Annotated in this window: 25 protein-coding genes, 1 tRNA gene and 1 riboswitch; of the genes, 20 read left to right on the forward strand and 6 right to left on the reverse strand. The window is 63.1% G+C overall.

Going from position 1 to position 24,165, the window contains the following annotated elements; all coding sequences use genetic code 11:
* The first annotated feature begins 135 nt into the window (after positions 1–135).
* Together NKJ12_RS15670 and NKJ12_RS15675 are read left to right on the forward strand one after the other, a co-directional pair.
* A tRNA-Leu gene (locus NKJ12_RS15670) sits at positions 136–220 on the forward strand.
* Positions 221–473: 253 nt separating this feature from the next.
* Complete coding sequence (locus NKJ12_RS15675) at positions 474–1,541, forward strand: cyclic nucleotide-gated potassium channel (protein WP_352505710.1); 1,068 nt, start codon at positions 474–476, stop codon at positions 1,539–1,541.
* Between the two features lie 344 nt (positions 1,542–1,885).
* Here NKJ12_RS15675 and NKJ12_RS15680 read toward each other — a convergent pair whose 3' ends face one another.
* Positions 1,886–2,701: a phosphatase PAP2 family protein gene (locus NKJ12_RS15680; protein WP_352703661.1), complete on the reverse strand. Its 816-nt coding sequence runs from the start codon at positions 2,699–2,701 to the stop codon at positions 1,886–1,888.
* Between the two features lie 435 nt (positions 2,702–3,136).
* On the opposite strand from NKJ12_RS15680, the gene NKJ12_RS15685 reads away from it, so the two are divergent.
* The 4 genes from NKJ12_RS15685 (at position 3,137) to NKJ12_RS15700 (ending at position 6,206) form a co-directional block, all read left to right on the forward strand.
* Positions 3,137–3,454, forward strand: coding sequence for an ArsR/SmtB family transcription factor (locus tag NKJ12_RS15685; protein ID WP_023676569.1), 318 nt, complete (start codon positions 3,137–3,139; stop codon positions 3,452–3,454).
* Positions 3,451–3,933: an SRPBCC family protein gene (locus NKJ12_RS15690; RefSeq protein WP_254818127.1), complete on the forward strand. Its 483-nt coding sequence runs from the start codon at positions 3,451–3,453 to the stop codon at positions 3,931–3,933. Before NKJ12_RS15685 ends, NKJ12_RS15690 begins: the two co-directional genes overlap by 4 nt.
* A 349-nt stretch (positions 3,934–4,282) precedes the next feature.
* Positions 4,283–5,680 (forward strand): magnesium transporter, encoded by a 1,398-nt coding sequence (gene mgtE / locus NKJ12_RS15695; RefSeq protein ID WP_502894205.1) that lies wholly within the window; start codon positions 4,283–4,285, stop codon positions 5,678–5,680.
* A gap of 139 nt (positions 5,681–5,819) precedes the next feature.
* Positions 5,820–6,206 carry a MerR family transcriptional regulator gene (locus NKJ12_RS15700; protein ID WP_254818129.1) on the forward strand — a complete coding sequence of 129 codons (387 nt, stop codon included), beginning with the start codon at positions 5,820–5,822 and terminating at the stop codon, positions 6,204–6,206.
* A gap of 19 nt (positions 6,207–6,225) precedes the next feature.
* On the opposite strand, the gene NKJ12_RS15705 is transcribed toward NKJ12_RS15700, so the two are convergent.
* Both NKJ12_RS15705 and NKJ12_RS15710 read right to left on the reverse strand, forming a co-directional pair.
* Complete coding sequence (locus tag NKJ12_RS15705; RefSeq protein ID WP_352454650.1) at positions 6,226–6,732, reverse strand: methyltransferase family protein; 507 nt, start codon at positions 6,730–6,732, stop codon at positions 6,226–6,228.
* 16 nt (positions 6,733–6,748) lie between these two features.
* Positions 6,749–7,747: a heparan-alpha-glucosaminide N-acetyltransferase gene (locus tag NKJ12_RS15710; protein WP_352505713.1), complete on the reverse strand. Its 999-nt coding sequence runs from the start codon at positions 7,745–7,747 to the stop codon at positions 6,749–6,751.
* 245 nt (positions 7,748–7,992) lie between these two features.
* Between NKJ12_RS15710 and NKJ12_RS15715 the strand changes: the two genes are divergently transcribed.
* The 5 genes from NKJ12_RS15715 to cobO all read left to right on the forward strand — a co-directional run bounded on the left by NKJ12_RS15715 (position 7,993) and on the right by cobO (position 11,740).
* Positions 7,993–9,192, forward strand: coding sequence for an MFS transporter (locus NKJ12_RS15715; RefSeq protein ID WP_352505714.1), 1,200 nt, complete (start codon positions 7,993–7,995; stop codon positions 9,190–9,192).
* A 188-nt stretch (positions 9,193–9,380) separates the two neighbouring features.
* Positions 9,381–9,578: riboswitch (cobalamin riboswitch) on the forward strand.
* Between the two features lie 36 nt (positions 9,579–9,614).
* Entirely contained in the window at positions 9,615–9,794 is a 180-nt protein-coding gene (locus NKJ12_RS15720; RefSeq protein WP_352505715.1) for a CbtB domain-containing protein, read from the forward strand.
* A 15-nt stretch (positions 9,795–9,809) separates the two neighbouring features.
* Positions 9,810–10,592, forward strand: a complete 783-nt coding sequence (locus NKJ12_RS15725) for a CbtA family protein (protein ID WP_352505716.1) — start codon at positions 9,810–9,812, stop codon at positions 10,590–10,592.
* Complete coding sequence (gene cobU / locus NKJ12_RS15730; RefSeq protein WP_352505717.1) at positions 10,585–11,106, forward strand: bifunctional adenosylcobinamide kinase/adenosylcobinamide-phosphate guanylyltransferase; 522 nt, start codon at positions 10,585–10,587, stop codon at positions 11,104–11,106. Before NKJ12_RS15725 ends, cobU begins: the two co-directional genes overlap by 8 nt.
* A gap of 1 nt (position 11,107) precedes the next feature.
* Complete coding sequence (gene cobO, locus NKJ12_RS15735) at positions 11,108–11,740, forward strand: cob(I)yrinic acid a,c-diamide adenosyltransferase (RefSeq protein ID WP_352477569.1); 633 nt, start codon at positions 11,108–11,110, stop codon at positions 11,738–11,740.
* A 297-nt stretch (positions 11,741–12,037) separates the two neighbouring features.
* On the opposite strand, the gene cbiB is transcribed toward cobO, so the two are convergent.
* Positions 12,038–13,009: an adenosylcobinamide-phosphate synthase CbiB gene (gene cbiB, locus NKJ12_RS15740; protein WP_352703666.1), complete on the reverse strand. Its 972-nt coding sequence runs from the start codon at positions 13,007–13,009 to the stop codon at positions 12,038–12,040.
* Between cbiB and cobD the strand changes: the two genes are divergently transcribed.
* From cobD to NKJ12_RS15755, 3 genes are all read left to right on the forward strand, one after another.
* On the forward strand, positions 13,008–14,066 hold the full coding sequence (gene cobD, locus NKJ12_RS15745) for a threonine-phosphate decarboxylase CobD (protein ID WP_352703668.1): 1,059 nt from the start codon (positions 13,008–13,010) through the stop codon (positions 14,064–14,066). The two genes, cbiB and cobD, sit on opposite strands and share 2 nt — an antisense overlap.
* A complete protein-coding gene (locus NKJ12_RS15750; RefSeq protein ID WP_352646973.1) occupies positions 14,063–14,566 on the forward strand; it encodes a tyrosine phosphatase family protein in 504 nt (167 codons plus the stop codon). Before cobD ends, NKJ12_RS15750 begins: the two co-directional genes overlap by 4 nt.
* Positions 14,567–14,627: 61 nt before the next feature.
* Positions 14,628–15,839: a serine hydrolase domain-containing protein gene (locus tag NKJ12_RS15755; RefSeq protein ID WP_352703670.1), complete on the forward strand. Its 1,212-nt coding sequence runs from the start codon at positions 14,628–14,630 to the stop codon at positions 15,837–15,839.
* A gap of 62 nt (positions 15,840–15,901) precedes the next feature.
* Here the strand turns inward: NKJ12_RS15755 and NKJ12_RS15760 are convergent, their stop codons facing one another.
* Both NKJ12_RS15760 and NKJ12_RS15765 read right to left on the reverse strand, forming a co-directional pair.
* Complete coding sequence (locus NKJ12_RS15760) at positions 15,902–16,705, reverse strand: creatininase family protein (protein WP_352688141.1); 804 nt, start codon at positions 16,703–16,705, stop codon at positions 15,902–15,904.
* Between the two features lie 220 nt (positions 16,706–16,925).
* Positions 16,926–17,309 (reverse strand): RidA family protein, encoded by a 384-nt coding sequence (locus NKJ12_RS15765; protein WP_352688143.1) that lies wholly within the window; start codon positions 17,307–17,309, stop codon positions 16,926–16,928.
* 381 nt (positions 17,310–17,690) lie between these two features.
* On the opposite strand from NKJ12_RS15765, the gene NKJ12_RS15770 reads away from it, so the two are divergent.
* From NKJ12_RS15770 to NKJ12_RS15795, 6 genes are all read left to right on the forward strand, one after another.
* The gene (locus tag NKJ12_RS15770; RefSeq protein WP_352688145.1) at positions 17,691–18,695 is read left to right on the forward strand and encodes an ABC transporter substrate-binding protein; all 1,005 of its coding nucleotides are present in this window, start codon (positions 17,691–17,693) and stop codon (positions 18,693–18,695) included.
* Positions 18,696–18,698: 3 nt separating this feature from the next.
* On the forward strand, positions 18,699–19,541 hold the full coding sequence (locus NKJ12_RS15775) for an ABC transporter ATP-binding protein (protein ID WP_352703672.1): 843 nt from the start codon (positions 18,699–18,701) through the stop codon (positions 19,539–19,541).
* A complete protein-coding gene (locus tag NKJ12_RS15780; protein WP_254818144.1) occupies positions 19,528–20,379 on the forward strand; it encodes an ABC transporter permease in 852 nt (283 codons plus the stop codon). The genes NKJ12_RS15775 and NKJ12_RS15780 overlap by 14 nt, the downstream gene beginning before the upstream one ends.
* 178 nt (positions 20,380–20,557) lie before the next feature.
* Complete coding sequence (locus NKJ12_RS15785) at positions 20,558–21,859, forward strand: cytosine deaminase (RefSeq protein WP_352688149.1); 1,302 nt, start codon at positions 20,558–20,560, stop codon at positions 21,857–21,859.
* Positions 21,856–23,256: an FAD-binding oxidoreductase gene (locus NKJ12_RS15790; protein WP_502905709.1), complete on the forward strand. Its 1,401-nt coding sequence runs from the start codon at positions 21,856–21,858 to the stop codon at positions 23,254–23,256. Before NKJ12_RS15785 ends, NKJ12_RS15790 begins: the two co-directional genes overlap by 4 nt.
* Before the next feature lie 225 nt (positions 23,257–23,481).
* Positions 23,482–24,063 carry an NAD(P)H-dependent oxidoreductase gene (locus tag NKJ12_RS15795; RefSeq protein ID WP_352703674.1) on the forward strand — a complete coding sequence of 194 codons (582 nt, stop codon included), beginning with the start codon at positions 23,482–23,484 and terminating at the stop codon, positions 24,061–24,063.
* Positions 24,064–24,165: the final 102 nt, after the last annotated feature.

A 24,165-nucleotide genomic window follows, 5' to 3' on the forward strand; every position in this document is an offset into this window, starting at 1 on the left:
AACGTCCAGTTCCGGCACGTTCGGCCCTTGAAGAGTTATGCCGATGTCCGGCCGATTATTGCTGGCCGCGCACTTGTTTCACCGGAAACGATTTGCTACACGCCGCGGGCCGGTTGGTTCCGGCTCCTACCACGTGCGGTCGTGGCGGAATTGGTAGACGCGCAGCGTTGAGGTCGCTGTGGGGCAACCCGTGGAAGTTCGAGTCTTCTCGACCGCACCAATCAGTCTTCTGGCTGTTCAGTCTTTGGCTGTGGAAGTTATTGCGATTTTTCAGGCTTGTCGCACAGCCGTGCAAATACGGCAAAAAGCCCACTGTCACCGTAATTTGTTAATTCGCGTCCTATGCCGTCTGTTCACTTTCCCGGACATCTGAGTTCACGGTTGGTGATGGGCATCGCAGCGAAAGCAAGCACCTTTGCGCTTGCCTTGAAGGCATCCTATTCTGGAGGGTAGCATCCGCTCGTGGGCATAGAATGTCGGTACTGCCTTTCTTAAGAATTTACGCGCCGCTCAACGCGGTGCTGGCTGCGACTGGGCTTGTGGCGGTGGCTGCGCTCACGACACCGGACATGTCCGGGCGAAGCAGACTGGCTTTGGCTGCCGTGCTCGCGGTCATTTGGGGCGTCTATCTCCTGGAATTGGCCGAGAAACTGCTCAAGCGCCGGGCGGGAGACGTTCGGGACAGGACGCCGGCAATCGCCATTGATATGCTCGCGGTTTTGGTTCCACTCGCCGCATTTCTGCTCGTCGGCACGCCCGATCGGAGCCTCTACTGTGCTGTCTGGCTGCTGAAACCGCTGCGCGATTCAACTTTCTTCCCGCTGCTGGGCAGAATCCTGACCAACGAAGCGCGCAACCTGATCGGCGTCGCCACGGTCTTCGGCATCGTTCTGTTCGGTGTTGCGCTCGCAGCCTATGTAATCGAGCGCGACGTCCAACCGCAAAAGTTCGGCAGCATCCCCCAGGCAATGTGGTGGGCGGTGGTCACGCTGTCCACCACCGGCTATGGCGACGCTATTCCGGAAAGCTTCGCCGGCCGCGTCCTTGCCGGGGCGGTCATGATGAGTGGCATCGGCATCTTCGCGCTCTGGGCTGGCATTCTTGCCACCGGCTTTTATCAAGAAGTCCGTCGCGAGGATTTCGTCCGCAATTGGCAATTGGTCGCCGCCGTGCCGTTGTTTCAGAAGCTCGGCCCGGCCACACTAGTCGAGATCGTGCGCGCATTACGACCTCGCAGCGTGCCGGCTGGCGCTGTGATCTGCCGCAAGGGCGAGACCGGTGATCAGATGTTCTTCGTCGTGGAGGGGCGCGTCAGCGTCGCGACGCCGAACCCGGTGGAGCTGGGCCCTGGCGCCTTCTTCGGCGAGATGGCGCTGATCACCGGCGAACCGCGCTCGGCGACCGTCAGCGCCACAACGGTGGTCTCACTCCTGTCGCTACACTCGGCGGATTTCCAGATGCTGTGCAGCAGCAGCCCGGAGATCGCAGAAATCATTCGCAAAACCGCGCTCGAGCGGCGCGGCGCGGCGCCTAAGGGTTGACCGCACTAGGTGTTTGTCAGGAGGAGGATGCGCTGCCAGGGCGGCCAATTGCCCGCCGACAGTGGCTGGCTGGAACTACATGCTCTGCCGCTGCCGAACCGCCCTCAATACAAATCGCCGCGGAATCGTAGAGAAATGCTTTAAAATCAACGCGGGAGGCGTTGCGGCGCTGCATCTCGACCGCACCATTAAATTCGAAAGCGGAATCTCTTCCTCGTTGAATTCTCGCACGGCGGGGAGCGTCCTTGTCGGGGCACGTGCTTTGTGCCTGATTGCGGTCGCGAGTTTGGCTTATGCGAACTGGCCATCGGCGGCCATGGCCATCCATCGACAAGCGCACATAGCTATTCGCGCACCAGGCGTCCGGTCGCCCACCAGATCACCGATACAACAACGATCGATGCGTAGCCGTCCACGGCATAGTGCCAGCCAGTGAACACCGATCCGTACAGGATCAGGGCTGCAAAGGTCCAACCCAGAACGCCAAGCCAGCGATTGATCGATGACAGCAAATAGGCGTTCAATACGGCAAAGGCGACATGCATGCTTGGCATGGCCGAGATGCCGCCGCCAAGACTTGGCCGGCCGCTCTGGTAAGCCATCAGGAGATATGCCGCGGGGTCCCGCACCATGTAACTATGGTCCAGCCTGTCCAGGGCCGCATTCAATCCGTGGAAGCGATCCACGCCGACAAAGTGGTGGTAGTAAACCGGTCCGACCGATGCCAGCGCCAGGGCCAAGACCGTTCCGAGGACGGACAACGTCAGCGCTGCTGCGCAGAGATAGCGGATGCGGGCAATCTCGTCCGACCAGAGCGACACGAAAAGGATGGTGCCGAACCACTGGTAAAACCAAATGACTTCATAGCTGTTGAAGACGACGGACGACCAATCGTTGCTGTCGAGCTTATGGACGATCTCCCATGGCGGCATCCCGTGCAGCCATTCGTCAGCGTCGGCCAACCAGTTGTCGGCATAGTATGGGACGACGGACGGGATGGCGATCTTGTAGGTAGAGAACGCGGTCAAGCTGGCAAAGAAGAACAGCAGCACCAGCAGACAACCACGCCAGCGCCCTTGAGCCAAATCCAGTGCGTAGCGAACCGGTTGCCGCCGGCCATGGATTAGCGCGGCACAGCAGACGCCACCGATAAACAACACCGGGATCCCAACAAGAAATTTGTGAGAATAGATTGAGGCAGACGTATAGAATACTTCTGGGTATAGTGCGGATGCGCCTAAAACATATGTCGCCATGAACAATGAGAGGCGCAATTGCCATATGGCGGAGGGCCTGTAGCGAGAGGCTTCCGTGGTTAGGGCCAAACCAATTTACCCGTTCTTAACGTTTCGCCGGAGAGACACATATACCGATAAGGTAAAAACCTTGCCGCCAGGTTTACTTTTCCCCGGTGGTCGACATTTGCCGCCGGCTCGCATGCGACGGATTGTTTCCCTGTAATCTTGCATCCGCATTTGCTGTCCAAGCCCCTGCGTGAAGGGATTGCCCCGGGGGCTGGAAACCGAACTGGTCGGTGCTTAACGCGGCCTGCCGCCTCCTGTTGACGTATCATAAGTTTTAGCTTATCATAAGTCATGATTTATGATTACGCAGGCATGGTGGCCTTGGCCGATCCGACACGCCGCAAGGTGTTCGAGCTCATCGCCGATCGGCCACGCTCGGTCATCGATCTGACGCGAGTGCTTCCGGTCTCGCAGCCGGCCGTATCGCAGCACCTCAAGGTTTTGAAGGAAGCCCGGCTGGTCCGCGCAGAGCCGAAAGGTGCCAGCAACATCTATCATCTCGACCCGCATGGACTTGGCGAGATGCGCGCCTGGCTCGACCGCATGTGGGGCGATGCGCTCGACGCCTTCAAACGGGAAGTCGACAACAGCAAGGAGAAGAGGAAATGACGACCATGATCAAGCCCGCGCCGGTCAGGAAGTCGGTGACCGTGGAGGTGCCGCTCGACAAGGCATTCGATGTGTTCACCACAGGATTCGGGCGCTGGTGGCCGGCTTCGCACTCGATCGGCAAATCCGCCCTGACGACCGCGGTGATCGAACCGAAAGCCGGCGGCCGCTGGTACGAGATTGGCGAGGATGGGTCACAATGCGATTGGGGCGAGGTTCTCGCCTGGGATCCGCCGTCCAGGCTGACGCTCGCCTGGCGCATTGGAGCCGGCTGGCGCTACGATCCGGCACTGCTGACCGAAGTCGAGATCCGCTTTGTCGCGCTCGGTGAGAACGCGACGCGTGTGGAACTCGAGCACAGGCTTCTGGAGAACATGGGCGAAACCGCAGAGGCGATGCGCGAGGCCTTCGAATCCGAGGGTGGCTGGAGCGGTCTCCTGGACCGCTATGCGGCCGAGGCGAAGCGCCACGCCGCCTGATCGGGAAGCCTTCCAGTCCAATACCAGCGAGGCCCTCGCACTGCCGGCCTCGCCGTTTTGAATCAGTGTCGATCTCCCCATCTGGTTGACCGGGCGGGGAGATACGCTGCCCTTTACCTGGCGCCGCAAAGGTTTTGCAGCGCCGCAGGTTTGTAGAACGTCCTCTCCTCCTACCATCCGGTATGCGTTGCGTCGTTTGGACGCGCGAACGGCGCTGTAGCAATTTGCCGTTGCGCATGGTCCTTTCGCAAAATCGATTCCGATTGTCAGGGTCATGCGTTAGACCTGACAGGCACCTTATCCGGAAATCCGATGGCGGGAGGCGCTGGTGGAAGGCCAGGACGAACAGATGACCGGCGCCAGGGCCGCCGAGGAGCGCCGCGCCGACATCTATGACGAGGACGGCGTCATCCTGTCGTCGTTCCTCGCCCAGATCGGGGCCGCGATCGCCGATCGCGATACGCTGACGCTGAAGCGTGAAGTCGACGATCTGCACCAGTCGGAACTCGGCCACCTGCTCGAGGCGCTGCATCCGGAACAGCGACGCGCGCTGGTCGAATTGCTGGGCAAGGATTTCGATTTTTCCGCGCTGACCGAGGTTGACGAGGCGATCCGCCGCGACATCGTTGACAGTCTGCCCAATGCGCAGATCGCCCAGGCGGTGCAGGATCTCGATTCCGACGATGCCGTCTACATTCTCGAAGACCTCGACCAGGAGGACCAGGACGAGATCCTGTCGCAACTGCCGTTCACCGAGCGGATCAGGCTGCGGCGCTCGCTCGATTATCCCGAAGAGACCGCCGGCCGCCGCATGCAGACGGAGTTCGTCGCGGTGCCGCCCTTCTGGACGATCGGCCAGACGATTGACTACATGCGCGAGGACAACAATCTTCCCGACCGTTTCAGCCAGATCTTCGTCATCGATCCGAGCTTCAAGCTGCTCGGCGCCATCGACCTCGACCAGATCCTGCGTACCAAGCGCTCGGTCAAGGTCGAAGAGGTCATGCATGAGACCAGGCATGCCATCCCGGCCACCATGGACCAGGAGGAGGCGGCACGCGAATTCGAACAATACGATCTTCTGTCCGCCGCCGTCGTCGACGAGAACGAGCGGCTGGTCGGCGTGCTGACCATCGACGACGTCGTCGACGTCATCCAGCAGGAGGCCGAGGAAGATCTGCTGCGCATGGGCGGCGTCGGTGACGAAGAACTCTCGGACAGCATCTTTTCGACCTCGCGCTCGCGCGTGCCCTGGCTGCTGGTCAATCTTTTGACGGCTTTCCTGGCGGCTTCGGTGATCGGCCTGTTCGACCGCACCATCGAGCATATCGTGGCGCTGGCGGTGCTGATGCCGATCGTCGCCGGCATGGGCGGCAATGCCGGCTCGCAGACCATGACCGTCACGGTGCGGGCGCTGGCGACCAGGGACCTCGACATCTACAATGCCGGCCGCATCATCCGCCGCGAGATCGGGGTGGGCTTCATCAACGGCATCATTTTCGCCATCCTGATCGGCCTCGTGGCTGCTGCCTGGTTCCACGATCGCAATCTCGGCGGCATCATTGCGGCTGCGATGATCATCAACATGTTCGTGGCGGCTCTGGCAGGCATCCTTATCCCGCTGCTGCTCGACCGCTTCAAGATCGATCCGGCTGTGGCTTCGGCGGTTTTCGTCACCACGGTCACCGATGTCGTCGGTTTCTTTGCCTTTCTCGGGCTCGCCACATGGTGGTTCGGCGTGCGCTGAACGGCACCTAAATTGACTTTTACGTAAATGCCGTGCGAGGCTTTGGAAAGCGCCTTGTCCGCCGATTCTGGTACGCGCCTGAGCGCCGGCGGCGCCGGCCAGTTGGAACTCGCGGCGTGGTCGGGGCATTGGAGTGACGATGCGGGAATATTATTCGATCACGGAACTGACCCGGGAATTCGACGTGTCGACGCGGACGTTGCGCTTCTACGAGGATGAAGGGCTGGTGCAGCCGGTAAGGCGCGGCCGCACCCGGCTGTTCCGGCCATCGGACCGGCATCTGATCCGCCAGATCATGCGGGGAAAAAGGCTCGGCTTCTCGATCAACGAGATCCGCGAAATCATCCAGATGTACAGGGAGCCGCCCGGCGAGGTCGGCCAACTCAAATTGATGATCAAGCGAATCGAGGAAAAGCGTGAGCATTTGCGCCAGAAACGCCGCGACCTCGAAGAGACCCTGGCCGAACTCGACCAAGCCGAGGAATCCTGCGTCGAGCGGCTGGTGGAACTCGGCGTCACCACATAGGCGCGGTGTCAGCCTCGGCTCAAATCCAGCGCCGCACCCTTTTGGCGTAGTCCCGGTACTTTTTGCCGAATTTGGCGGTCAGCACCTTCTCCTCGCTCTCGATCGTCAGCTTCTGCGTCAAGAACGCCGCGATGACCGCCAGCGGCAGGAACCAGGCGATCCCCGTGACAAAGGCGAGGCTGACCAGCAGCAATGTGTTGGCGAGGTAGATCGGGTTGCGGCTGACGGCGAAGGGTCCGGTGGTCACCAGATGGTCAGGCACGCCGTTCGGGTTGAGCGTCGTCTTGGCGCGGATCATGGTGCGAATTGCCGTGAACCAGAGCGCGGCAACCGCCACCAACCCCACAAGGCCGGCGGCGAACAGGATGTCGCCGAGAAGATCGCCGATCCACGGCAGCGGATAGAACAGCCCTAGCGCGACGCTGACGATGATGGCGGCGATATAGATCAGCGGCGGCCATGGGATGTGCCCCAGCTTCGGCTGCCCAGGATTTTGCTGCACGGGTTTCGGGTGACTGTCGCTCATTATTGTCCTCCCTCGATTAGCGCGTTCCCAGTTCCGCCGCCTCGGCTTGGGCGGTGCAGGTGCCGGCGAGCTCGCCAATATGCGCCTTCCACTCCAGGGACTGGTCGTTGCTGTAGAGCCGGTCAAGCGAGGCTTCGCCCTGGAGAGTGTCCAGCATGCAGGCACAATAGCTGGAGCAGAACTCGGTGTCGCGTGCCTGCTCGCAGGATATCTGGCAGGATTTCAGAAAACTCACCTCCCTGGTTTCGGCCGGCGCCGGCATGAATTGCGAAAACAGCCAGACCGAGCCGATCAGCACAGGCTGATGGATCAAATAGAAGGCAAGGCTGTGCCGGCCGATGAAGACCAGCGGGTTTGCCCAGCGGCCGGGCGCCAAGGCCGACAGCCGCGTCAGTGCGCCGGAGGTGGCGGCGAGCTTGGTAACCGCGATGCCGGCAAGTACGGCGCCGAACCAGGGCAGCAGCGGAACGTAGTCATTGGAGCGCGGGTTGGTCGCCGACAGGCCGACCCACCACAAAGCCGGATGATCGAAAAGCTCGGATCGCAAGTAGAAAGGCGCGGCGATAACGAGGGCCGCCACGGCAAGCGTCAGCAGCGCCGGCAGCCGCAGGAACGCCAGGCCGAGCAAGCTGGCGAGCGCGATCTCGTGCAATATGCCGAAGAAGATGAAGCCGTCGGGCGTGGCGATGCGGGTGACCAGCGATATTGCGAGCGCTGCCCCGGCAACCATGGCGAAGCGCTTCCAGAAGCCGGTCCAGCGGATTTTTTTGCCATGGGCGAGATAGAGGCTGATGCCGACCAGGAACAGGAAGCTCGAGGCGATGCAGCGCGCGTAGATTTTCCACCAGCCGAAGGCGGTGAGGCCGGGATCGGTGTAGCCGAAGAATTCGAGGTCCCAGGTGAAATGATAGCTCGCCATGGCAAGCAATGCGATGCCGCGTGCAATGTCGATAGCGGCGATGCGCTTCGACTTCGGTTGATCCTGAACGGCTGCGCTCGGCGTGTCGATGCTCATTGGTCTCGCTGTCTTGGTTCAGCCCCGGCAAGACGACTATCACGGTTGCCACCGTCAAAAGAAGCAGGGCCTTGCTTTGCGTTGGTGACGGCGGCATCAGGGCTGCTTTAGGCCAGAGCCGGAAAGCCTTTGGCCGGCTTCGCTTTTTGCCGTGAAGGCGTCGGTTTCCTGTTACGCGGCCAGGAATCGCCGCGGCAGATTTGTGCTCCAACCCTGCTTCGGGCGATTCGGCTTCGGGGAACACAATGGCTACCCATGTGCGCCATCCGATCTGGCTTGCGGCCTTGCGGCCGGCGGATGCCCGCACCTTCGCCTCGCTCTATGCGGTCGAATCCTTCGCGCGCGCCACCGTGTCCAGCGTCATCCCGATCCAGGCCTATGAGATACTGCACAACGAGCAGATTGTTTCGATCCTCTACACGATCGTGGCGATGCTCGGCCTGTCGGCGACGCTGTTCATGCCGATGCTGATCGCCCGCTTTGCCCGGCGCTGGGTCTATACCGCCGGCGCCTGCCTGCTGGCCGCCGGCTCGCTGTTCTTCGTCACCCATACGCTGGCTGGCCAGGTGGTCGGCATGCTCTGCCGCATCGTCGGCGCCGGCGCGCTGGCGATCACGCTCAACCTTTACATCATGGACCATATCCGCAAGACCGATTTCATGCAGGCCGAGTCGCTGCGCATGGCGTGGTCGATGCTTGCCTGGACCACCGGGCCGACCCTCGGAATTTACCTCTACACGCGTTTCGGCATCTATGCCGCGCATGGCGCGGTGGCCGTCTTCGCCATGGCTTTACTGGCGCTGTTCTGGACTTACCGGCTTGGCGATAACCCGTCGATCCGCCCCGGCAAGACGCGGCCGGTCAATCCGCTGGCCAATATCGGCCGCTTCGTCGCGCAGCCAAGGCTGAGGCTGGCCTGGCTGATCGCTTTCGGCCGCTCCTGCTTCTGGACGACGTTCTTCGTCTATGGGCCGCTGTTCATGGTGATCACCGGCGAGGGCAAGCTCGCCGGCGGCCTCTTGGTTTCGGCCGGCAATGCGCTTTTGTTCATGGCCATCTTCTGGGGCAGGGCAGGAAAGCGTTTCGGCGGCCGGCGCACCATGACGTTCGCCTATTTCGCGATGTCGGCAACGCTGCTGGCGGCCGGCGCCGTCGGCGAGGCCGCACCGCTCATCACCGGCGCCTTGCTGCTTTGCGGTGCCTTCTTCACCATCGCGCTCGATGCGCTGGGCTCGACCGCCTTCATGCGCTCGGTGCGCTCGTATGAGCGGGCACAGATGGCGGCGGTCTACCGCACCTATCTCGACTTTTCCGAGCTGACGCCGCCGCTGGTCTATTCCGTGGTGCTGGCGTTCTTCGGCCTGGGCGCGGTTTTCGCGACACTCGGCCTGCTGGCGGCGATCTGCGGCTTCGTCACCTGGCGCTATCTGCCCAAATCGCTTTGATGTTCGAGCGCCGCATGGCGCTCGAACACCCAATTGTGGAAGCGGTGCAGTGCCGCATCGAACGCAGGCCGTTCTGTTTGACCGCGCAGATCGCGACGTCTGCGGCGCCAGTTCTCCGGTTTGGCGAGGCGGCGCATTCGCCACACGATCCGGCGGAATTTGGTTTGCCGGGCGCGGCGATTCTGCCTATAGTCGCTGATGTCGTCGGTTCCGTTTGGAACCAAGAGGGAATGCGGTGCGGGCGAAATTGTTTGCCCAATGCCGTGGCTGCCCCCGCAACTGTGTGCGGTAGTCCTCTCCATATGCCACTGAAGGTTCGCCTTCGGGAAGGTGGGGAAGGGCGCTGATCCGCGAGCCAGGAGACCTGCCGGCGACAGGAAACTGACTTCTATGCCCTCGGGTGGAGGGCGAAAGGACAAGACATGAATACCGCTTCCGTTTCGCTCGGCGCTTCCGCCTCCTCGCAGTCGCGTCTCCTGCAGCTGGCGCTTGCTGCATTCCTCGGCATTTTCGTCATGGGCTTTGTCGGCTTCTCGCATATCGATGCGGTCCACAATGCCGCGCACGACTATCGCCACTCGATGGGCTTTCCCTGCCACTGACAAGGGGCTGACATCATGACACTGTTTCGCAACGTCGTCTTCATCGCGGCGATCGCAGGGCTTGTGGCCGGCGTCGTTCTCGCCTGCATGCAGGCCTACGCCACCGTGCCGCTCATCCTGAAAGCGGAAGTCTACGAACAGGCCGGCGGCGGCCATGACCATGCCGCGGCACCTGCGGCACCGGCCGAAAACGCCGCCGGCACGATGGCTATGAGCAGCGCCGCGCCGGCACCGGCTGAAGCAATGGCTCCGGCTGAAGACGAAGGCTGGGCGCCGGCCGACGGCTTCGAGCGCTTTGGTTTCAGCGTCGTTGCCAATATCGTCACCGGCATTGGCTTCGCACTGGTCCTGGTCGCGGTTTCGGAATTCGCCGGCGGCATCGGCAATTGGCGCCAGGGCCTGTTCTGGGGCCTGGCCGGCTTTGCCGTGTTCACGCTGGCGCCCGGCCTCGGCCTGGCGCCGGAACTGCCGGCGATGCCGGCGGCCGACCTTGTCCAACGCCAGATCTGGTGGTGGGCAACAGTGGTGGCGACAGCGGCCGGTCTCGGCCTTATCGCCTTCCGCAGATCGCTGCCGCTGGCGATCCTTGCCGTGGCGTTGATCGTTGCGCCGCATATTGTCGGCGCGCCGCAGCCCGACAGTTTCGAGACGGCGATCCCGGAAGGCCTGCATCATCAGTTCGTGGTGGCGGTGACGCTGACCAATCTGGTGTTCTGGCTGGTGCTCGGTATGGTCGTCGGGCTGGTGCGCGGACGCTTCACCGGCGCGGCAACCAGCCTGCGCGACAGCTTTGCCTGACCGCGCTGCCGGGGCGCTGACCCTGGTCATCGGCGGTGCGCGCTCCGGCAAGAGCGCGCATGCCGAGAGGCTGGTGAGCGCCTGTCCGGCGCCGTGGAGCTATATCGCCACAGCGCAAGCCTATGACGAGGAGATGCGTCAGCGCATCGCGCTGCACCGCTCGCGGCGAGGCGATGGCTGGACGACCATCGAGGCGCCGCTCGACCTTGCCGGCGCGATCGAGGCACTGCCCGACGGCCAGCCGGTGCTGATCGACTGCCTGACGCTGTGGCTGACCAACCATATGCTGGCCGACCATGATGTCGAGGCCGAATGCCAAAGGCTGGCCGATGTGCTGTCGCGGCCGCGTGGCCCGTGGTTCGTGGTGTCCAACGAGGTCGGCCAGGGCATCGTGCCGGACAATGCGCTGGCAAGACGGTTTCGCGATGCCGCCGGCCGGCTGAACCAGGACGTCGCGGCGGTCGCCGGCACCGTGCTTTTGATGGTGGCGGGGCTGCCGCTCAAGGTGAAATGACATGGCTGATACTATCGATCCCAAGACCATTGAACAGGGGGACGAGGAACGCCACCGCGCCAAGATGGCCAAGCGCAAGGCGGTGCAGGACGCCGAGGTTGCAGCCAAGACGGTCGAGAAGGGGCTGTTGATCGTCAACACCGGGCCGGGCAAGGGCAAGACCACGGCCGCCTTCGGTCTGGCGCTCAGGATGCTCGGCTACGGCAAGCGTGTCGGCGTCGTCCAGTTCATCAAGGGCAAATGGCACACCGGCGAGAAGGACGCCTTTGCCGCCTTCGGCGACCGTGTCCTCTGGCACGCCATGGGCGAGGGCTTTACGTGGGAGACGCAGGACCTGAAACGCGACATCGCGGCGGCCGAGGCCGCCTGGGCGAAGGCGCTCGAGCTGATGGCCGAGCCGTCGATCAGCCTGGTGGTGCTCGACGAGTTGAACATCGCGCTGCGTTACGACTATCTCGACCTCGAAAAGGTGGTCGCGGCGCTGAAGTCACGCCGCGAAGGCCTGCATATCGTCGTCACCGGCCGCAACGCCAAGCCGGCACTGGTCGAGGCGGCCGACCTGGTCACCGAGATGGCCGTGACCAAGCACCACTTCTCCGCCGGCGTGAAGGCGCAGCAGGGGATTGAGTTCTGAGGGGTGTTGCTGGTTTGTCAAGGTCAGCGCTGCCCCTCATCGCCTGCCGGCGACTTCTCCCCGTGAAGGACGGGGACAAGGAGCTAGCCGCAACGCTGGCGATCTCCCTCTCCCTGTCTTTTCACGGGGAGCTAAGGCTGAGGGGCAGCGCCGACCTGAACCGATTATTTGAGGCGTTGCCCTATTTTGTTCTTGCTTTGTGCCGGCAGCTATGCTATTAATTTCGCTATGGTGCTAATTGGCTCCAACGACCCGCCGCTTGGCGGGTTTTTTGTTTCCGTCGATCTCGAGCGCAGGTCACGCCAAGATAACAACCACTGCGACCACCCCGAACAGCGCAATCAGCAGCAAGTCGGCGACCTGGTAGAGTTTCAGCGCCCGTCGGACGTCGGTGCTCTCGACATCGTCGCGGCGGCCGCCCTCGCCCATCAACGCGTCTTCGACCATCACGCCGTCGTAGGAACGGGGGCCGGCGAGCGCCAGGCCGAGCGCGCCGGCCATCGCTGCCTCCGGCCAGCCGGCATTGGGCGAGCGGTGTTTTTTCGCATCGCGCCGCACGGCGTGCCAGGCGGCTTTGGCGTCGGCGCCCTTGACCAGGAAAGCCGCAAGCACGATCAGCAGCGCCGTCAGCCGCGACGCCGGCAGGTTGATCCAGTCGTCGAAGCGCGCAGCCGCCCAGCCGAAGGCTTCGTGGCGCGGCGTGCGGTGGCCGATCATCGAATCGGCGGTGTTTGCGGCCTTGTAGGCGACGCCGCCGGCGAGCCCGCCAATACCGATCCAGAAGGCCGGCGCGACGACGCCGTCGGAGAAATTCTCGGCAAGACTTTCGATCGCTGCGCGGCAGACAGCGGCCCTGTCGAGCTTTTCCGGATCGCGGCCGACGATCCTGGAGACGGCGATGCGGCCCATGTCCAGTCCGCCGCTGTCGAGTGCGTCGGCCACCGCTTCGACATGCTCGGCAAGGCTCTTCTGCGACAGCAGCGACGTCGCCAGGATTGCGGTGACCAACAAGCCGAAGGGAATGCTCCAAAGCATGGCTTCGATCCAGAAGGCGAGGGCGGCCGGCACCAGGACGATCACCAGCAGCGCGACGACGCCCCAGCGGCGACGGTCGGCGTCGGAATCAGTGGCGCGGTTGAGCCTGCGGTCGAGAAAGGATATCAGCCTGCCGAACCAGGTGACGGGATGGCCAATGGCATCGAAGAGCCGGGCCGGGTAGCCGAGTACAAGTTCGATGGCCAGCGACAGGGAAGTGATCAGGATCGACATGAAGTCTCTTGATGGAGTGACGGCGGCGGTGGACCACGGCGGAAGCCTTGGCCGGGCGAGGGCGCTTTTCCCTCACGCGCCGCTGCCTTTCATCGACCTCTCGACCGGGATCAATCCGCACTCCTACCCGCTTTTCGATTTGCCCGCCACCGCCCTGTCGCGATTGCCGGAAACGGCGCGCAGCCGCGACTTGGCTGAACTCGCGGCAAGCGCCTATGGCGCGCCGTCGGCGGCGAACGTCGTGGCGGCGCCCGGCACGCAAATCCTGTTGCCGCGCGTCGCTTCGCTGGTCAGCCCGGGCAAGGCGCTGGTGCTCGGGCCGACTTATGCCGAGCATCGACGGGCAGCAGCGATCGCTGGCCACGCGGCGGCTGAAGTCGATGATTGCGAAGCCCTGGCGGCGGCCAACCTTGCGATCGTCGTCAATCCAAACAACCCGGACGGGCGCGTCGTCGAGCGCGAAAGATTGCTTCGACTTGCAGGGACATTACGCGCCAGAGGCGGGCTGCTGGTCGTCGACGAGGCCTTCATGGATGTCGGCCCGCGCAGCGAGAGCCTGGCCGGCGACGTCGACCAGGGCGGCATCGTCGTGCTGCGCTCATTCGGCAAGTTCTTCGGCCTGGCCGGCCTGCGGCTTGGGTTTGCATTGGCCGACGCGCTGATGGTCGAGCGGCTGGAGGCGCAATTCGGGCCATGGGCGGTTGCCGGGCCGGCGCTCGAATATGGCATAAGGGCGCTTGCCGACACCGGCTGGCAGGCCGGGATGCGGCACCGTCTGGCCGAGGACGCCGCACGGCTCGACACGCTGTTCGGCCGCTTCGGCGTGCCTGTCGCCGGTGGCACCACGCTGTTCCGTTATCTCAGGCTGGCGGGCGCCGCCGGCCTGTTTTCGGTGCTCGGCCAGCGCGGCATCCTGCTTCGGCATTTCGCCGGCCGGCCGGATGTGCTGCGCGCCGGCCTGCCGGGAGCCGATGAAGAATGGCGGCGGCTCGAATCGGCGCTTGCCGGCTGGGCCTCGCGGCGCGACGATGATGCCAAGGGAGAAACGACCCAATGATCCATGTCTGCTCGCTGTCCAAAGTCGAGGAAACGGTGACGAAGACCGGCGCCGGGCGGCTGCTTTCGCTGCTCGCCGCCGGAACGGAGGTGGTGCGACCGGCCTCGATCACCAGGGAAAACCATCTGCATCTGGTCATGCACGACATTGCGGTGGCGCAGGAGGGCATGACCATGCCGGGCGAGGAGCACGTTGTGACCCTGCTCGATTTCGCCCGCCAATGGGATCGCTCGCGGCCGCTGGTGGTGCATTGCTATGCCGGCATCAGCCGCTCGACCGCCTCGGCCTATATCATCGCGGCAGCGCTGGCGCCGAAGCGCGACGAGGCCGAGTTGGCCGAGACTCTGCGCAGGCTGTCGCCGACGGCGACACCCAATCCGCGGCTGATCGCGATCGCCGACACGCTGCTCGATCGCAGGGGCCGGATGATCGAAGCGATCCAGGCGATCGGGCGCGGCGCGGATGCTTTCGAAGGCACACCGTTCGAATTGAAAATCTGAGCCTAAAAACAAATTCCAGGAAAGTGCGCAGGAGTTCTAGGAAACGGCCAAGGGGCGAATGATGATCGGGAGAATTTTGGCCATCGTTGTTGGCGTGGTCTGCGCGACAGGCAGCGCCGTGGCCGCCTCCATGCCGGCTCTCAAGTCGATCGACCCGGCAGCGCTCCAAGCCACTGTCGAGGGTTTGGCCAAGGAACTTATGCTGCCCGGTGCCATGGTTTTGCTCGAGACTCCGCGGGGCAACCTCGTCTTCGGCTACGGTACGACTGAACTGGGTGCCACGAACCCGCCGCGCGCCGATACCCACTTCCGTGCGGCCTCGAACACCAAGACGATGACCGCCGCTGTTATCGTGCAACTGGTGCAGGAAGGCAAACTGAGCTTTGCCGATCTGATCTCGAAATACGTCCAGCGCGTTCCCAACGGCGACGAGATAACCATTCGGCAGCTCATAACAATGCGGAGCGGCCTCCCTAACTTCACAAATGCGCCGGAACTTGCCGAAAGCCTGGACACGTATCCTTATAGGGTATGGGCCGCTGATGAAGTACTCGGCATGGCGTTCAAACGGCCGCCGGACTTCGCGCCGGGTGCCGAATTCGAGTACAACAACACCAACTACTATCTGCTCGGCCTTGTTGCCGAGAGGATCGACGGCAAGCCGCTCTCGACCATCTTCCGGGACCGCCTGTTCGGGCCGCTCGGCATGAAGAACACGGCGTTGCCGCCGAGCACGTCGAACGCCATCCCCGAGCCATACTCAAACGGTTACCTCTACGGCAGTACTTCGTACGCCCTGGCTGATGCGCCCTATCCGGACGACCTCCAAGCTGCGGCCAGGGCCGGAACGCTCAAGCCCAACGACGACACATGGCAGAACCCGTCCGCCTACTTTGCGGCTGGCGGGGTCATCTCCACCGCCGATGACCTCGCGACCTGGATGCGCGCGCTGGTCGGGGGCAAGCTCTTCAATGCCGACTTCCAGCGGCAGTGGCTTGCAAGCCCTGTGGCGCCGGAGCCGGGCGAACCCGCCATGCAAAAATACGGCTATGGCATCCTAACGCTGACCTTCGGGCCTAACGAAATCTACTATCACGAAGGCGAGATGCCCGGTTACCAGTCCTTCATGGGCTACGATCCGGCCAATGACGTCACCCTGGTCATATGGACCAACCTGACTCTCGCGCTCGACGGCCAGACGACCGCCAACACCTTGATGGTGAAGATACTGGACGAAATCTACACGGTGTCGCCGCTTCAAGAGGGGAAGTGAGGATCCTCGCGCGAATGGAATCGCCCCTCGTGAGCGAGGCCTGAGCTGGTGGGATCAAACACCTACGCCAGCCAATCCGCCAGCTTGGCCTTCCGCATGTCCCTAACCAAGCCGATGAAGCCGTCGGCCTGATGTTCGGCGGTGAGCCGGCCTTTTTCGGCGGTGGCAATGCTGGCGTCGCCGACCACGCCATTCGGGTTGAGATCGCTGGCGATCCAGGCGAAGGCGTGCGTTCCGGTGTGGCGCAGCAGCGAAAATTCCTTTTCGGCGCGGGCGACCTTGGACACGAAATTGTCGGCCTTGGCCATATCGACGAGGTCGGACCGGAAATGCAGCATCAGCGAGGTCTCGACGTCGCCGCCATGAATGCCGTGGCGGTCTTCGAGATCGGTGTACATACCGGCCGGCCGGCCAAAGCGCTGCCAGCTGGTCTTTACCGCCAGCATCTTTGCCCGCACACGCAATTCGCGGGTGACGATGCCCATGATCTCTTCATTGCCGCCATGCGAGTTGACGACAATCAGTTTTCGGACGCCGGCGCGCGCGACCGACAGGCCGAGTTCGGTCCATGCCTCGACCAAGGTCGTCGCCGGCAGGGTGAGGGTGCCGGGCGCATGCAGGTGCTCGTTCGACTTGCCTACCGCCTGCACCGGCAGGATGCGGATGTCGAGATCGCCGGGCAGGCGGGCGATCACCGTTTCCAGCATACCGTTCATGATCGAGGTGTCGGTCGAAACCGGCAGATGCGGCCCGTGCTGCTCGATCGCTGCCAGCGGCAGAACGGCAATGGTCGCCTCAGGATCGATGGTCGCGTATTCGGTGGTCCGGTAGTCACCCCACCATACGCGCTTTTTTGTTCCGGCCATTTTGAACCTCGAAGAGACTGAATGGGTTTGCGCTGCCCCTCACCCTTAGCCTCTCCCCGTGAAGGACGGGGGAGAGGGGGATCGCCAGCGTTCCGGCTAGCTCTTCTCCCCGTCACTACACGGGGAGAAGGCGCCGGCAGGTGGATGAGGGGCAGCGCCAACCTTTGTCGTGTAACTTGAGATCATCGGCCTGTCGATTCCAGCCGCTGGCCAGCGCTGCTCAACCCGCCGCGATGACCTCGATCTCGACCTTGAATTCCGGCCGGGCAAAACCTGAAACGATCATCAGCGTCGAGGCCGGCGCAGGGCTGGCGAACAGCCGGTCGCGAACCTCCATATAGGGGCGCAGGAAGGCGCGGTCGGTGACGTAGGCGTTGATGCGGACGATGTCGGACAGGCTGAGCCCGGCCTCGCCGAGAATCGCCGATATGTTCTGGAAACAGAGCTCGGCCTGTGCGCCGGCGTCTTCCGGGATCTGGTCGTCCGCTGTGATCGCGACCTGGCCCGAACACAGCACCAGCCGCTTGCCGGGCGGCAGCTCGACGCCGTGGCTGTAGCGGGCGAAGGGCGGCTTGATCGACTTCGGCGTGAGAAATTTGAACATGGCAATCTCCGTTCACGGCAGCCTATCGCATCGGCCCGAAAATCGAGATCGATTTTCGGAAAGCACGATGCGACAGGATACGAAGTTTTAGAGCGTACTTTGTGCGTCCAAGTGGACGCACGTCGCTCTAATGCGGGATCGATACGGGCATCAAGATGGCGGTGCATGTCACGAGGGCGAATGTGGACAGGCGATCAAAAAATAGGCACGATGCCTTTCGTACAGCATGACCCGTCCGGCCTTCGCGCCGCCATTGCACAGGCGGGCATTGCACAAGCGGGCGGTCCCGGCGCAACGCGCCGGTGGCATGTGTCTTGCTTCTTGAAACAATGGTGTCGAGCCCGCCGCGTGACGCGCCGGAGCGAACAAAGGGTGGTGTGGATGTACGGAAAACTGAAGATTTCGGCCGGCGCGATCGTGCTGCTTGGCGCAGGCACGCTTGCTGCGGCAGCGAACGAAAAAGTCACCTTCGGCACCAATTGGCTGGCCGAGCCGGAGCATGGCGGTTACTACCAGGCGGTGGCGGATGGCACCTATGCGGCCTGCGGCATCGACGTGACGATCATGCAGGGCGGCCCACAGGTCAGCGGCCGGCCGCTGCTGCTGGCCGGCAAGATCGATTTCTACATGGGCGGCAATTTGCTGTCGGCCTTCGATGCCGTGCAGCAAGGCATACCGATGCGCGTCGTGGCCGCCGACTTCCAGAAGGACCCGCAGGTCATCATGTCGCATCCCGGCCAGGGGCTGGACAAATGGGAAGACCTGAAGAACGCCGACCAGTACATCCTCGGCGACGAAGGTGCGCAGACCTTCTTCCAGTGGATGGTCACCGACCTTGGCTTCGATGCCGCCAAGCGCGTGCCATACACCTTCAACCCTGCGCCGTTCATCGCCAACAAGAAGTCGATCCAGCAGGGTTACGTCACCTCGGAGCCATTCGCCGTCCAGAAGCAGGGCGGTTTCACGCCGAACCAGTTCCTGCTGGCCGACTATGGCTGGGACACATATGCAACGACGGTCGAGACCATGCAGGAGACGATCGACAAGCGGCCCGAGGTAGTCCAGTGCTTCGTCGATGGTTCGGCCAAGGGCTGGTACAATTATCTCTACGGCGACAACAAGGCCGCCAACGAAATGATCAAGAAGGAAAATCCGGACATGACGGATGAGCAGATCGCCTTCTCGATAGAGCAGTTGAAGAAGTTCGGCGTGGTCGATTCCGGCGACAGCGAAAAGCTCGGCATCGGCGCCATGACCGACGCGCGCATCCAGAGTTTTTACGACAAGATGGTCAAGGCCAAGGTCGCGTCGGCGGGCATCGACATCAAGAAGGCCTACACGCTTTCCTTCGTCAACAAGAGCGTCGGGCTCGACCTGAAGAAGTAGACCGTGAAGCTGGAGAAAGTGGCGCAACAGCCAGGAAGTGTACCGGGGCCGACGCTGTTGGCGCTGCGTGGCGTCGGCAAGTTTTTTTCCAACGGCGTCACCGCGCTCAGCAATGTCGAGCTGACGATCCGGGAAGGCGATTTCCTCAGCCTGCTCGGGCCGTCCGGCTGCGGGAAATCGACGGCTCTCCGGCTGATTGCCGGCCTGTCGACGCCGACCTCGGGCCTGCTCGACTGGCGCGGCAGCGGCGCCCGCGATCATTCGAATATCGGCGACCGCTCGAATATCGGCTTCGTCTTCCAGGAGCCCACGCTGCTGCCCTGGGCCGACGTCTTCGACAATGTCTGGCTGCCGCTGCGGCTGAAGGGCGTGTCGCGGGCCAAGGCGGCACCAACGGTGATGGAGATGCTGGCGCGGGTTCACCTGACCGGCTTCGAGAAGGCGGTGCCGCGCGAACTGTCGGGCGGCATGAAGATGCGCGTCTCGATCGCCCGCGCCATGGTGACCAAGCCACGGATTTTGTTGATGGACGAGCCGTTCGCGGCACTCGACGAGATCACCCGCTTCAAGCTCAACAATGACCTTCTGGAGCTATGGCAGGATGAGCGTTTCACCGTCGTTTTCGTCACCCACAGCGTCTTCGAAAGCGTTTTCCTCTCCAACCGCGTCGTCGTCATGGCGGCGCGGCCGGGCCGAGTGTTCGCGGAGCTTGCCGTCGACGCGCCCTATCCGCGCGACGAGGCGTTTCGCACCTCGCCCGACTATGCCGCGCTCTGCCGCCAGGCATCCGACGTGCTGATCGGCGCCATCAACTCAACTGCCGGACCGCATCATGACGGCCATTGAAGAACCAGTCCTGGCGCTCGACCCGGAGGAGGCGCGCCGCGTCCGCCAGGAGCGCTTCGAGCGCATCGGCAGATGGCTGCTGCCGCTGGCGATCATGATCCTGGCGATCTGGCTGTGGGACCGTGTCTGCGTCTGGAACGACATCCCGAAATACATCCTGCCGCGTCCCGGCGTGGTGCTGCAGACGTTGCATGACGATGCCGGGCTGCTGTTCTCCTCGCTGCTGGTGACACTCAGGATCACCTTCTTGAGCCTGCTTCTCGCCGTCATCGGCGGCGTCGGGCTGGCGGTGCTGTTCGCTCAGTCGAAATGGGTGGAGATGTCGTTCTTTCCGTTCGCCATCGTGCTCCAGGTGACGCCGATCGTCGCGATCTTTCCGCTGATCAACATCTATGTCGACAACCAGACGACAAAGCTTTTGCTTTGCGCCTGGATCGTCGCCTTCTTCCCAATCCTCTCCAACACCACGCTCGGCCTCAATTCGGTCGACCGCAATCTGCGCGACATGTTCAAGCTCAATGGTGCGACCCGCTGGCAGCAATTGCGCTACCTGCGGCTGCCGGCGGCGATGCCTTATTTCCTCGGCGGGCTGAAGATCGCCGGCGGGCTGTCGCTGATCGGCGCGGTGGTGGCCGAGTTCGTCGCCGGTGCCACCGGCCAGTCGTCCGGCCTCGCCTCGCGCATCATCGAGGCCGGCTACCGGCTCAACGCGCCAAGGCTGTTCGCCGCGCTGATCCTGATCTCGCTCACCGGCATCCTGATCTTCCTGGTTCTGTCGCTGGTATCGCATCTCATTTTGCGGCGCTGGCACGAGAGCGCACTGAGGCAGGAGCGGTAGGCATGGTCGGCGCCGTTACCCCCCTCTGCCCTGCCGGACATCTCCCCCTCATGGGGGGAGATTGGACCTCATTTCGGATTTCGCCAATTACTGACGTGGCAAGGCGTGTGCCCCGGTTGAAGCTGCCCATCTCCCCCTTTGAGGGGGAGATGTCCTGCAGGACAAAGGGGAGTGCGGCTTGATACCAGCCTCTGGTCCTTATCATCTTGCAAACGTTCGTGTTCATCAGTCGCTGACGCCAGGACTTGCGGCTGCCTTCGATGCCGACGGCTTTGCGCTTACGGATATCGCCGTCGCCAATGGAAAAATCTCCAGCATTGCAGCACATCAGCGATCCAATGCACCGGCAGGCGCCACCGATCTCGGCGGCCGGATCGTCTTGCCCTGCTTCGTCGACTGCCACACCCATATCGACAAGGGCCATATCTGGCCTCGAAAGCCCAACCCGGACGGCACCTTCATGGGCGCGCTGAATGCAACGGGCGCCGACCGGGCGGCGCGCTGGAGCGCCGACGACGTTGCCCGCCGCATGGATTTTTCGCTGCGCTCGGCCTATGCGCATGGTACCAGGGCGCTGCGCACGCATCTCGACAGCGTTGCGCCGCAGGAAGAGATCTCCTGGCCGGTGTTCGAGACGATGCGGGATGAATGGCGCGGCCGCATCGAGCTGCAGGCGGTCTGCCTGCTCGGCATCGAGGGCGTGCGCGACAGGAAATGGTTCGAGAGGCTGGCCAAGCGAGTGGCTGCGGCCAACGGCGTGCTCGGCGTCGTCACCTATATGGTGCCGGATCTCGAAGAACTGCTTGACCAGGTATTTGCGCAGGCGATCAAGCACGGCCTCGACCTCGATTTCCATGCCGACGAGACCGACGATATCGCGGCGATCTCGTTGAAGAAAATCGCCGAAGCCGCCCTTTGGAACGGTTTCGAGGGGAACATCCTGGTCGGCCATTGCTGCTCGCTGGCGCGCCAGCCCGATCTCGACGTGCTCGACACGCTAGACAAGGTCGCCAAGGCCGGCCTGGCGGTGGTGTCGCTGCCGATGTGCAATCTCTATCTGCAGGACCGGCGCGGCGACAACACCACGCCGCGCTGGCGCGGGGTGACGTTGCTGCACGAGATGAAGGCGCGCGGCATTGCCGTGGCCGTCGCCTCCGACAATACGCGCGACCCGTTCTACGCCTATGGCGATCTCGACATGCTTGAGGTTTACCGGATGGCGACGCGCATCCTGCATCTCGACCATCCCGTCGCCGACTGGCCGAAAGCGGTGACTTCGACGCCGGCCAAGGTGATGCGGCTCGACGGTTTCGGCACGCTTGCCGCCGGAGCGCCGGCCGATTTCGTCGTCTTCAAGGGGCGGAGCTGGACGGAATTGCTGTCACGGCCCGAATCGGATCGCATCGTTGTACGCGACGGCCTGGCGATCGAGCGCCAGTTGCCCGATTATGCCGAACTCGATGATCTGATGGTGGAATGATGGATATTGCGGCGCTCAAGCGCGACCTGCACGGTTTGAAGATCGACGACCATCCGGCGATCGTCCAGCAGAAGAGCCGCGACTTCTACTGGTACAGCCCGGTGCTGAAGCAGCAGCTCGATCACGTCACCGGCGACCTGATCGTGACGCCGAAAACCGAAGACGAGGTCGTCCGCATTCTCGCCGCCTGTCACCGGCATGGCGTGCCGGTGACGCCGCGCGGCAGCGGCACCGGGAACTACGGCCAAGCGATGCCCTTGTCCGGCGGCGTCGTGCTCAATCTCGCCGAGATGAACGCGGTCAAGACGATCGCCCCCGGCCGTGTCGTCACCGGCCCCGGCGCCGTGCTCGCCGACATGGACAGAGCGACGCGGGCGCATTCCGGCCAGGAGCTCCGCATGTCGCCGTCGACCTACAACACGGCGTCGATCGGCGGCTTCGTCGCCGGCGGCTCCGGCGGTATCGGCTCGATCCGCTGGGGCGGACTGCGCGACCTCGGCAATGTCATCCGGCTGAGGACCGTGACGATGGAGGCTGAGCCGCGTGTCATGGAGCTCACCGGCGAGGACGTGCTGAAGGTGATGCATGCCTACGGCACCAACGGCATCATCACCGAAGTCGAGATGCCGCTGACCGCCAGCTATGACTGGATCGACGTCATCGTCGGCTTCGACGATTTCATGGATGCGGCCGGGTTCGGCAACGACCTCGCCATCCAGGACGGCATACTGGCGAAACTGATCACGCCGATCGCAGCACCGATCCCCTACGATTATTTCAAGCGCCACCAGCGGTTTTTCCGGCGCGGCCAAAGCATCGTCGTCCTGATGATCGCACCGCATGCGATGGATGCCTTCCTTGCCTTCACGGCGCGCAGCAAGGGCGAGATTGTCTTCCGGGCCGACAAGGAGGCCGATCTCAAAGGGTTGCCGCCGGCCTATGAGCTGACCTGGAACCACACGACGCTGCGTGCCATCCGGGTCGATCCGACGATCACCTACCTGCAGACCCGCTACCCTTCGCCGGACCACCTCGGCCACGTCAAGGCGATGGTCGATCGCTTCGGCGACGAGGTGCCGGCGCATCTCGAATTCATCCGCTTCGACGGCGCCATCGGCATCGCAGGGCTGCCGCTGGTGCGTTTCACCACGGCGGAGCGGCTCGACGAGATCATCCGCATCCACGAGGACAATGGCTGCTGGATCTTCAACCCGCACCGCTACACGCTGGAAGAAGGCGGCATGAAGCGCACCGACGAGGTGCAGCTCGCCTTCAAGCGCGAAACCGACCCGCAAGGGCTGCTCAATCCGGGCAAGATGATCGCCTGGGAGAACCCGGACTATGATTATCGCTCGGGCAAGTCGTTCCTGTTCAAGGGACTGGAGAAGGCGGGTTGAGACGATGACGGGCGTGTGGCGCTGTACCCCCCTCTGGCCTGCCCTCTTTGCCACCACTTGGCATCTCCCCCTCAAGGGGGGAGATTGGCAGTTCCATCGTCTCGACCATCTTCCAACGTCGTCAACTGGCGAAAGCGATACTGACAGCCGATCTCCCCACTTGAGGGGGAGATGCCCGGCAGGGCAGAGGGGGGTGCTTGGTGCCGACTTGCGAGATGTTCTCCTGTGAACGTCTTCGTCCTCTACGCTCATCCTGTGGAGACCAGCTTCAACGCCGATCTGCACCGGACGATCATCGAGCGGCTGAAGGCCGCCGGCCATGTCGTCGACGACTGCGATCTCTATGCGGAGGGTTTCGATCCCAGGCTGACGCGGGCCGAACGGCTGTCCTATCACGACGAACGCAGCGACGGCGATCCGGCGTCAGCCTATGTCGAGCGCTTACTGCGGGCCGAGGCGCTGGTGCTGTCGTTTCCGGTGTGGAACTTCGGCTATCCGGCCATTTTGAAAGGCTTTTTCGATCGCGTCTTCCTGCCCGGCGTGTCGTTCAAGCTGGTCAACGGCAAGGTGCAGCCGTCGCTGCACAACATTCACAAGGTCGCGGCGGTCACCACCTATGGCGGCAGCCGGTTCCGCGCCATGCTGATGGGCGACCCGCCGCGCAAGCTGGTCAAGCGGGTGCTGCGCGCCACCATCAAACCCGGCGGGTCGGTCTCCTACCTCGCGCATTACTCGATGAACCTGTCGACGGACGAGACGCGGACGAGGTTCATCGCGAAGGTCGCGGCCAGGATGGACGCGTTCTGACGCGGGAGGGGACTTTTCCTTCTCCCACGATGGGCCTGTTGCGCAGTAACCGGGGATGTTTGGATGGGGCGGGATCGCAGGGATTTCGCTCGTCTTTGTGAG

Origin of the sequence: Mesorhizobium sp. M0195 (assembly GCF_040322115.1) — a bacterium.
Taxonomy (GTDB): Bacteria; Pseudomonadota; Alphaproteobacteria; order Rhizobiales; family Rhizobiaceae; genus Mesorhizobium.

Excerpts from the sequence above, each read along its gene's own strand:
- NKJ12_RS15700 (WP_254818129.1), top strand. The coding sequence starts at position 5,820 with ATGCGGGAATATTATTCGATCACGGAACTGACCCGGGAATTCGACGTG.
- NKJ12_RS15710 (WP_352505713.1), bottom strand. The coding sequence starts at position 7,747 with ATGAGCATCGACACGCCGAGCGCAGCCGTTCAGGATCAACCGAAGTCG.
- cobD (WP_352703668.1), top strand. The coding sequence starts at position 13,008 with ATGAAGTCTCTTGATGGAGTGACGGCGGCGGTGGACCACGGCGGAAGC.
- NKJ12_RS15765 (WP_352688143.1), bottom strand. The coding sequence starts at position 17,309 with ATGTTCAAATTTCTCACGCCGAAGTCGATCAAGCCGCCCTTCGCCCGC.
- NKJ12_RS15770 (WP_352688145.1), top strand. The coding sequence starts at position 17,691 with ATGTACGGAAAACTGAAGATTTCGGCCGGCGCGATCGTGCTGCTTGGC.
- NKJ12_RS15675 (WP_352505710.1), top strand. The coding sequence starts at position 474 with ATGTCGGTACTGCCTTTCTTAAGAATTTACGCGCCGCTCAACGCGGTG.
- NKJ12_RS15705 (WP_352454650.1), bottom strand. The coding sequence starts at position 6,732 with ATGAGCGACAGTCACCCGAAACCCGTGCAGCAAAATCCTGGGCAGCCG.
- NKJ12_RS15790 (WP_502905709.1), top strand. The coding sequence starts at position 21,856 with ATGATGGATATTGCGGCGCTCAAGCGCGACCTGCACGGTTTGAAGATC.
- cobO (WP_352477569.1), top strand. The coding sequence starts at position 11,108 with ATGGCTGATACTATCGATCCCAAGACCATTGAACAGGGGGACGAGGAA.
- NKJ12_RS15780 (WP_254818144.1), top strand. The coding sequence starts at position 19,528 with ATGACGGCCATTGAAGAACCAGTCCTGGCGCTCGACCCGGAGGAGGCG.
- NKJ12_RS15750 (WP_352646973.1), top strand. The coding sequence starts at position 14,063 with ATGATCCATGTCTGCTCGCTGTCCAAAGTCGAGGAAACGGTGACGAAG.
- NKJ12_RS15760 (WP_352688141.1), bottom strand. The coding sequence starts at position 16,705 with ATGGCCGGAACAAAAAAGCGCGTATGGTGGGGTGACTACCGGACCACC.
- NKJ12_RS15725 (WP_352505716.1), top strand. The coding sequence starts at position 9,810 with ATGACACTGTTTCGCAACGTCGTCTTCATCGCGGCGATCGCAGGGCTT.
- NKJ12_RS15690 (WP_254818127.1), top strand. The coding sequence starts at position 3,451 with ATGACGACCATGATCAAGCCCGCGCCGGTCAGGAAGTCGGTGACCGTG.
- mgtE (WP_502894205.1), top strand. The coding sequence starts at position 4,283 with ATGACCGGCGCCAGGGCCGCCGAGGAGCGCCGCGCCGACATCTATGAC.
- NKJ12_RS15720 (WP_352505715.1), top strand. The coding sequence starts at position 9,615 with ATGAATACCGCTTCCGTTTCGCTCGGCGCTTCCGCCTCCTCGCAGTCG.
- NKJ12_RS15755 (WP_352703670.1), top strand. The coding sequence starts at position 14,628 with ATGATCGGGAGAATTTTGGCCATCGTTGTTGGCGTGGTCTGCGCGACA.
- NKJ12_RS15685 (WP_023676569.1), top strand. The coding sequence starts at position 3,137 with ATGATTTATGATTACGCAGGCATGGTGGCCTTGGCCGATCCGACACGC.
- NKJ12_RS15715 (WP_352505714.1), top strand. The coding sequence starts at position 7,993 with ATGGCTACCCATGTGCGCCATCCGATCTGGCTTGCGGCCTTGCGGCCG.
- cbiB (WP_352703666.1), bottom strand. The coding sequence starts at position 13,009 with ATGTCGATCCTGATCACTTCCCTGTCGCTGGCCATCGAACTTGTACTC.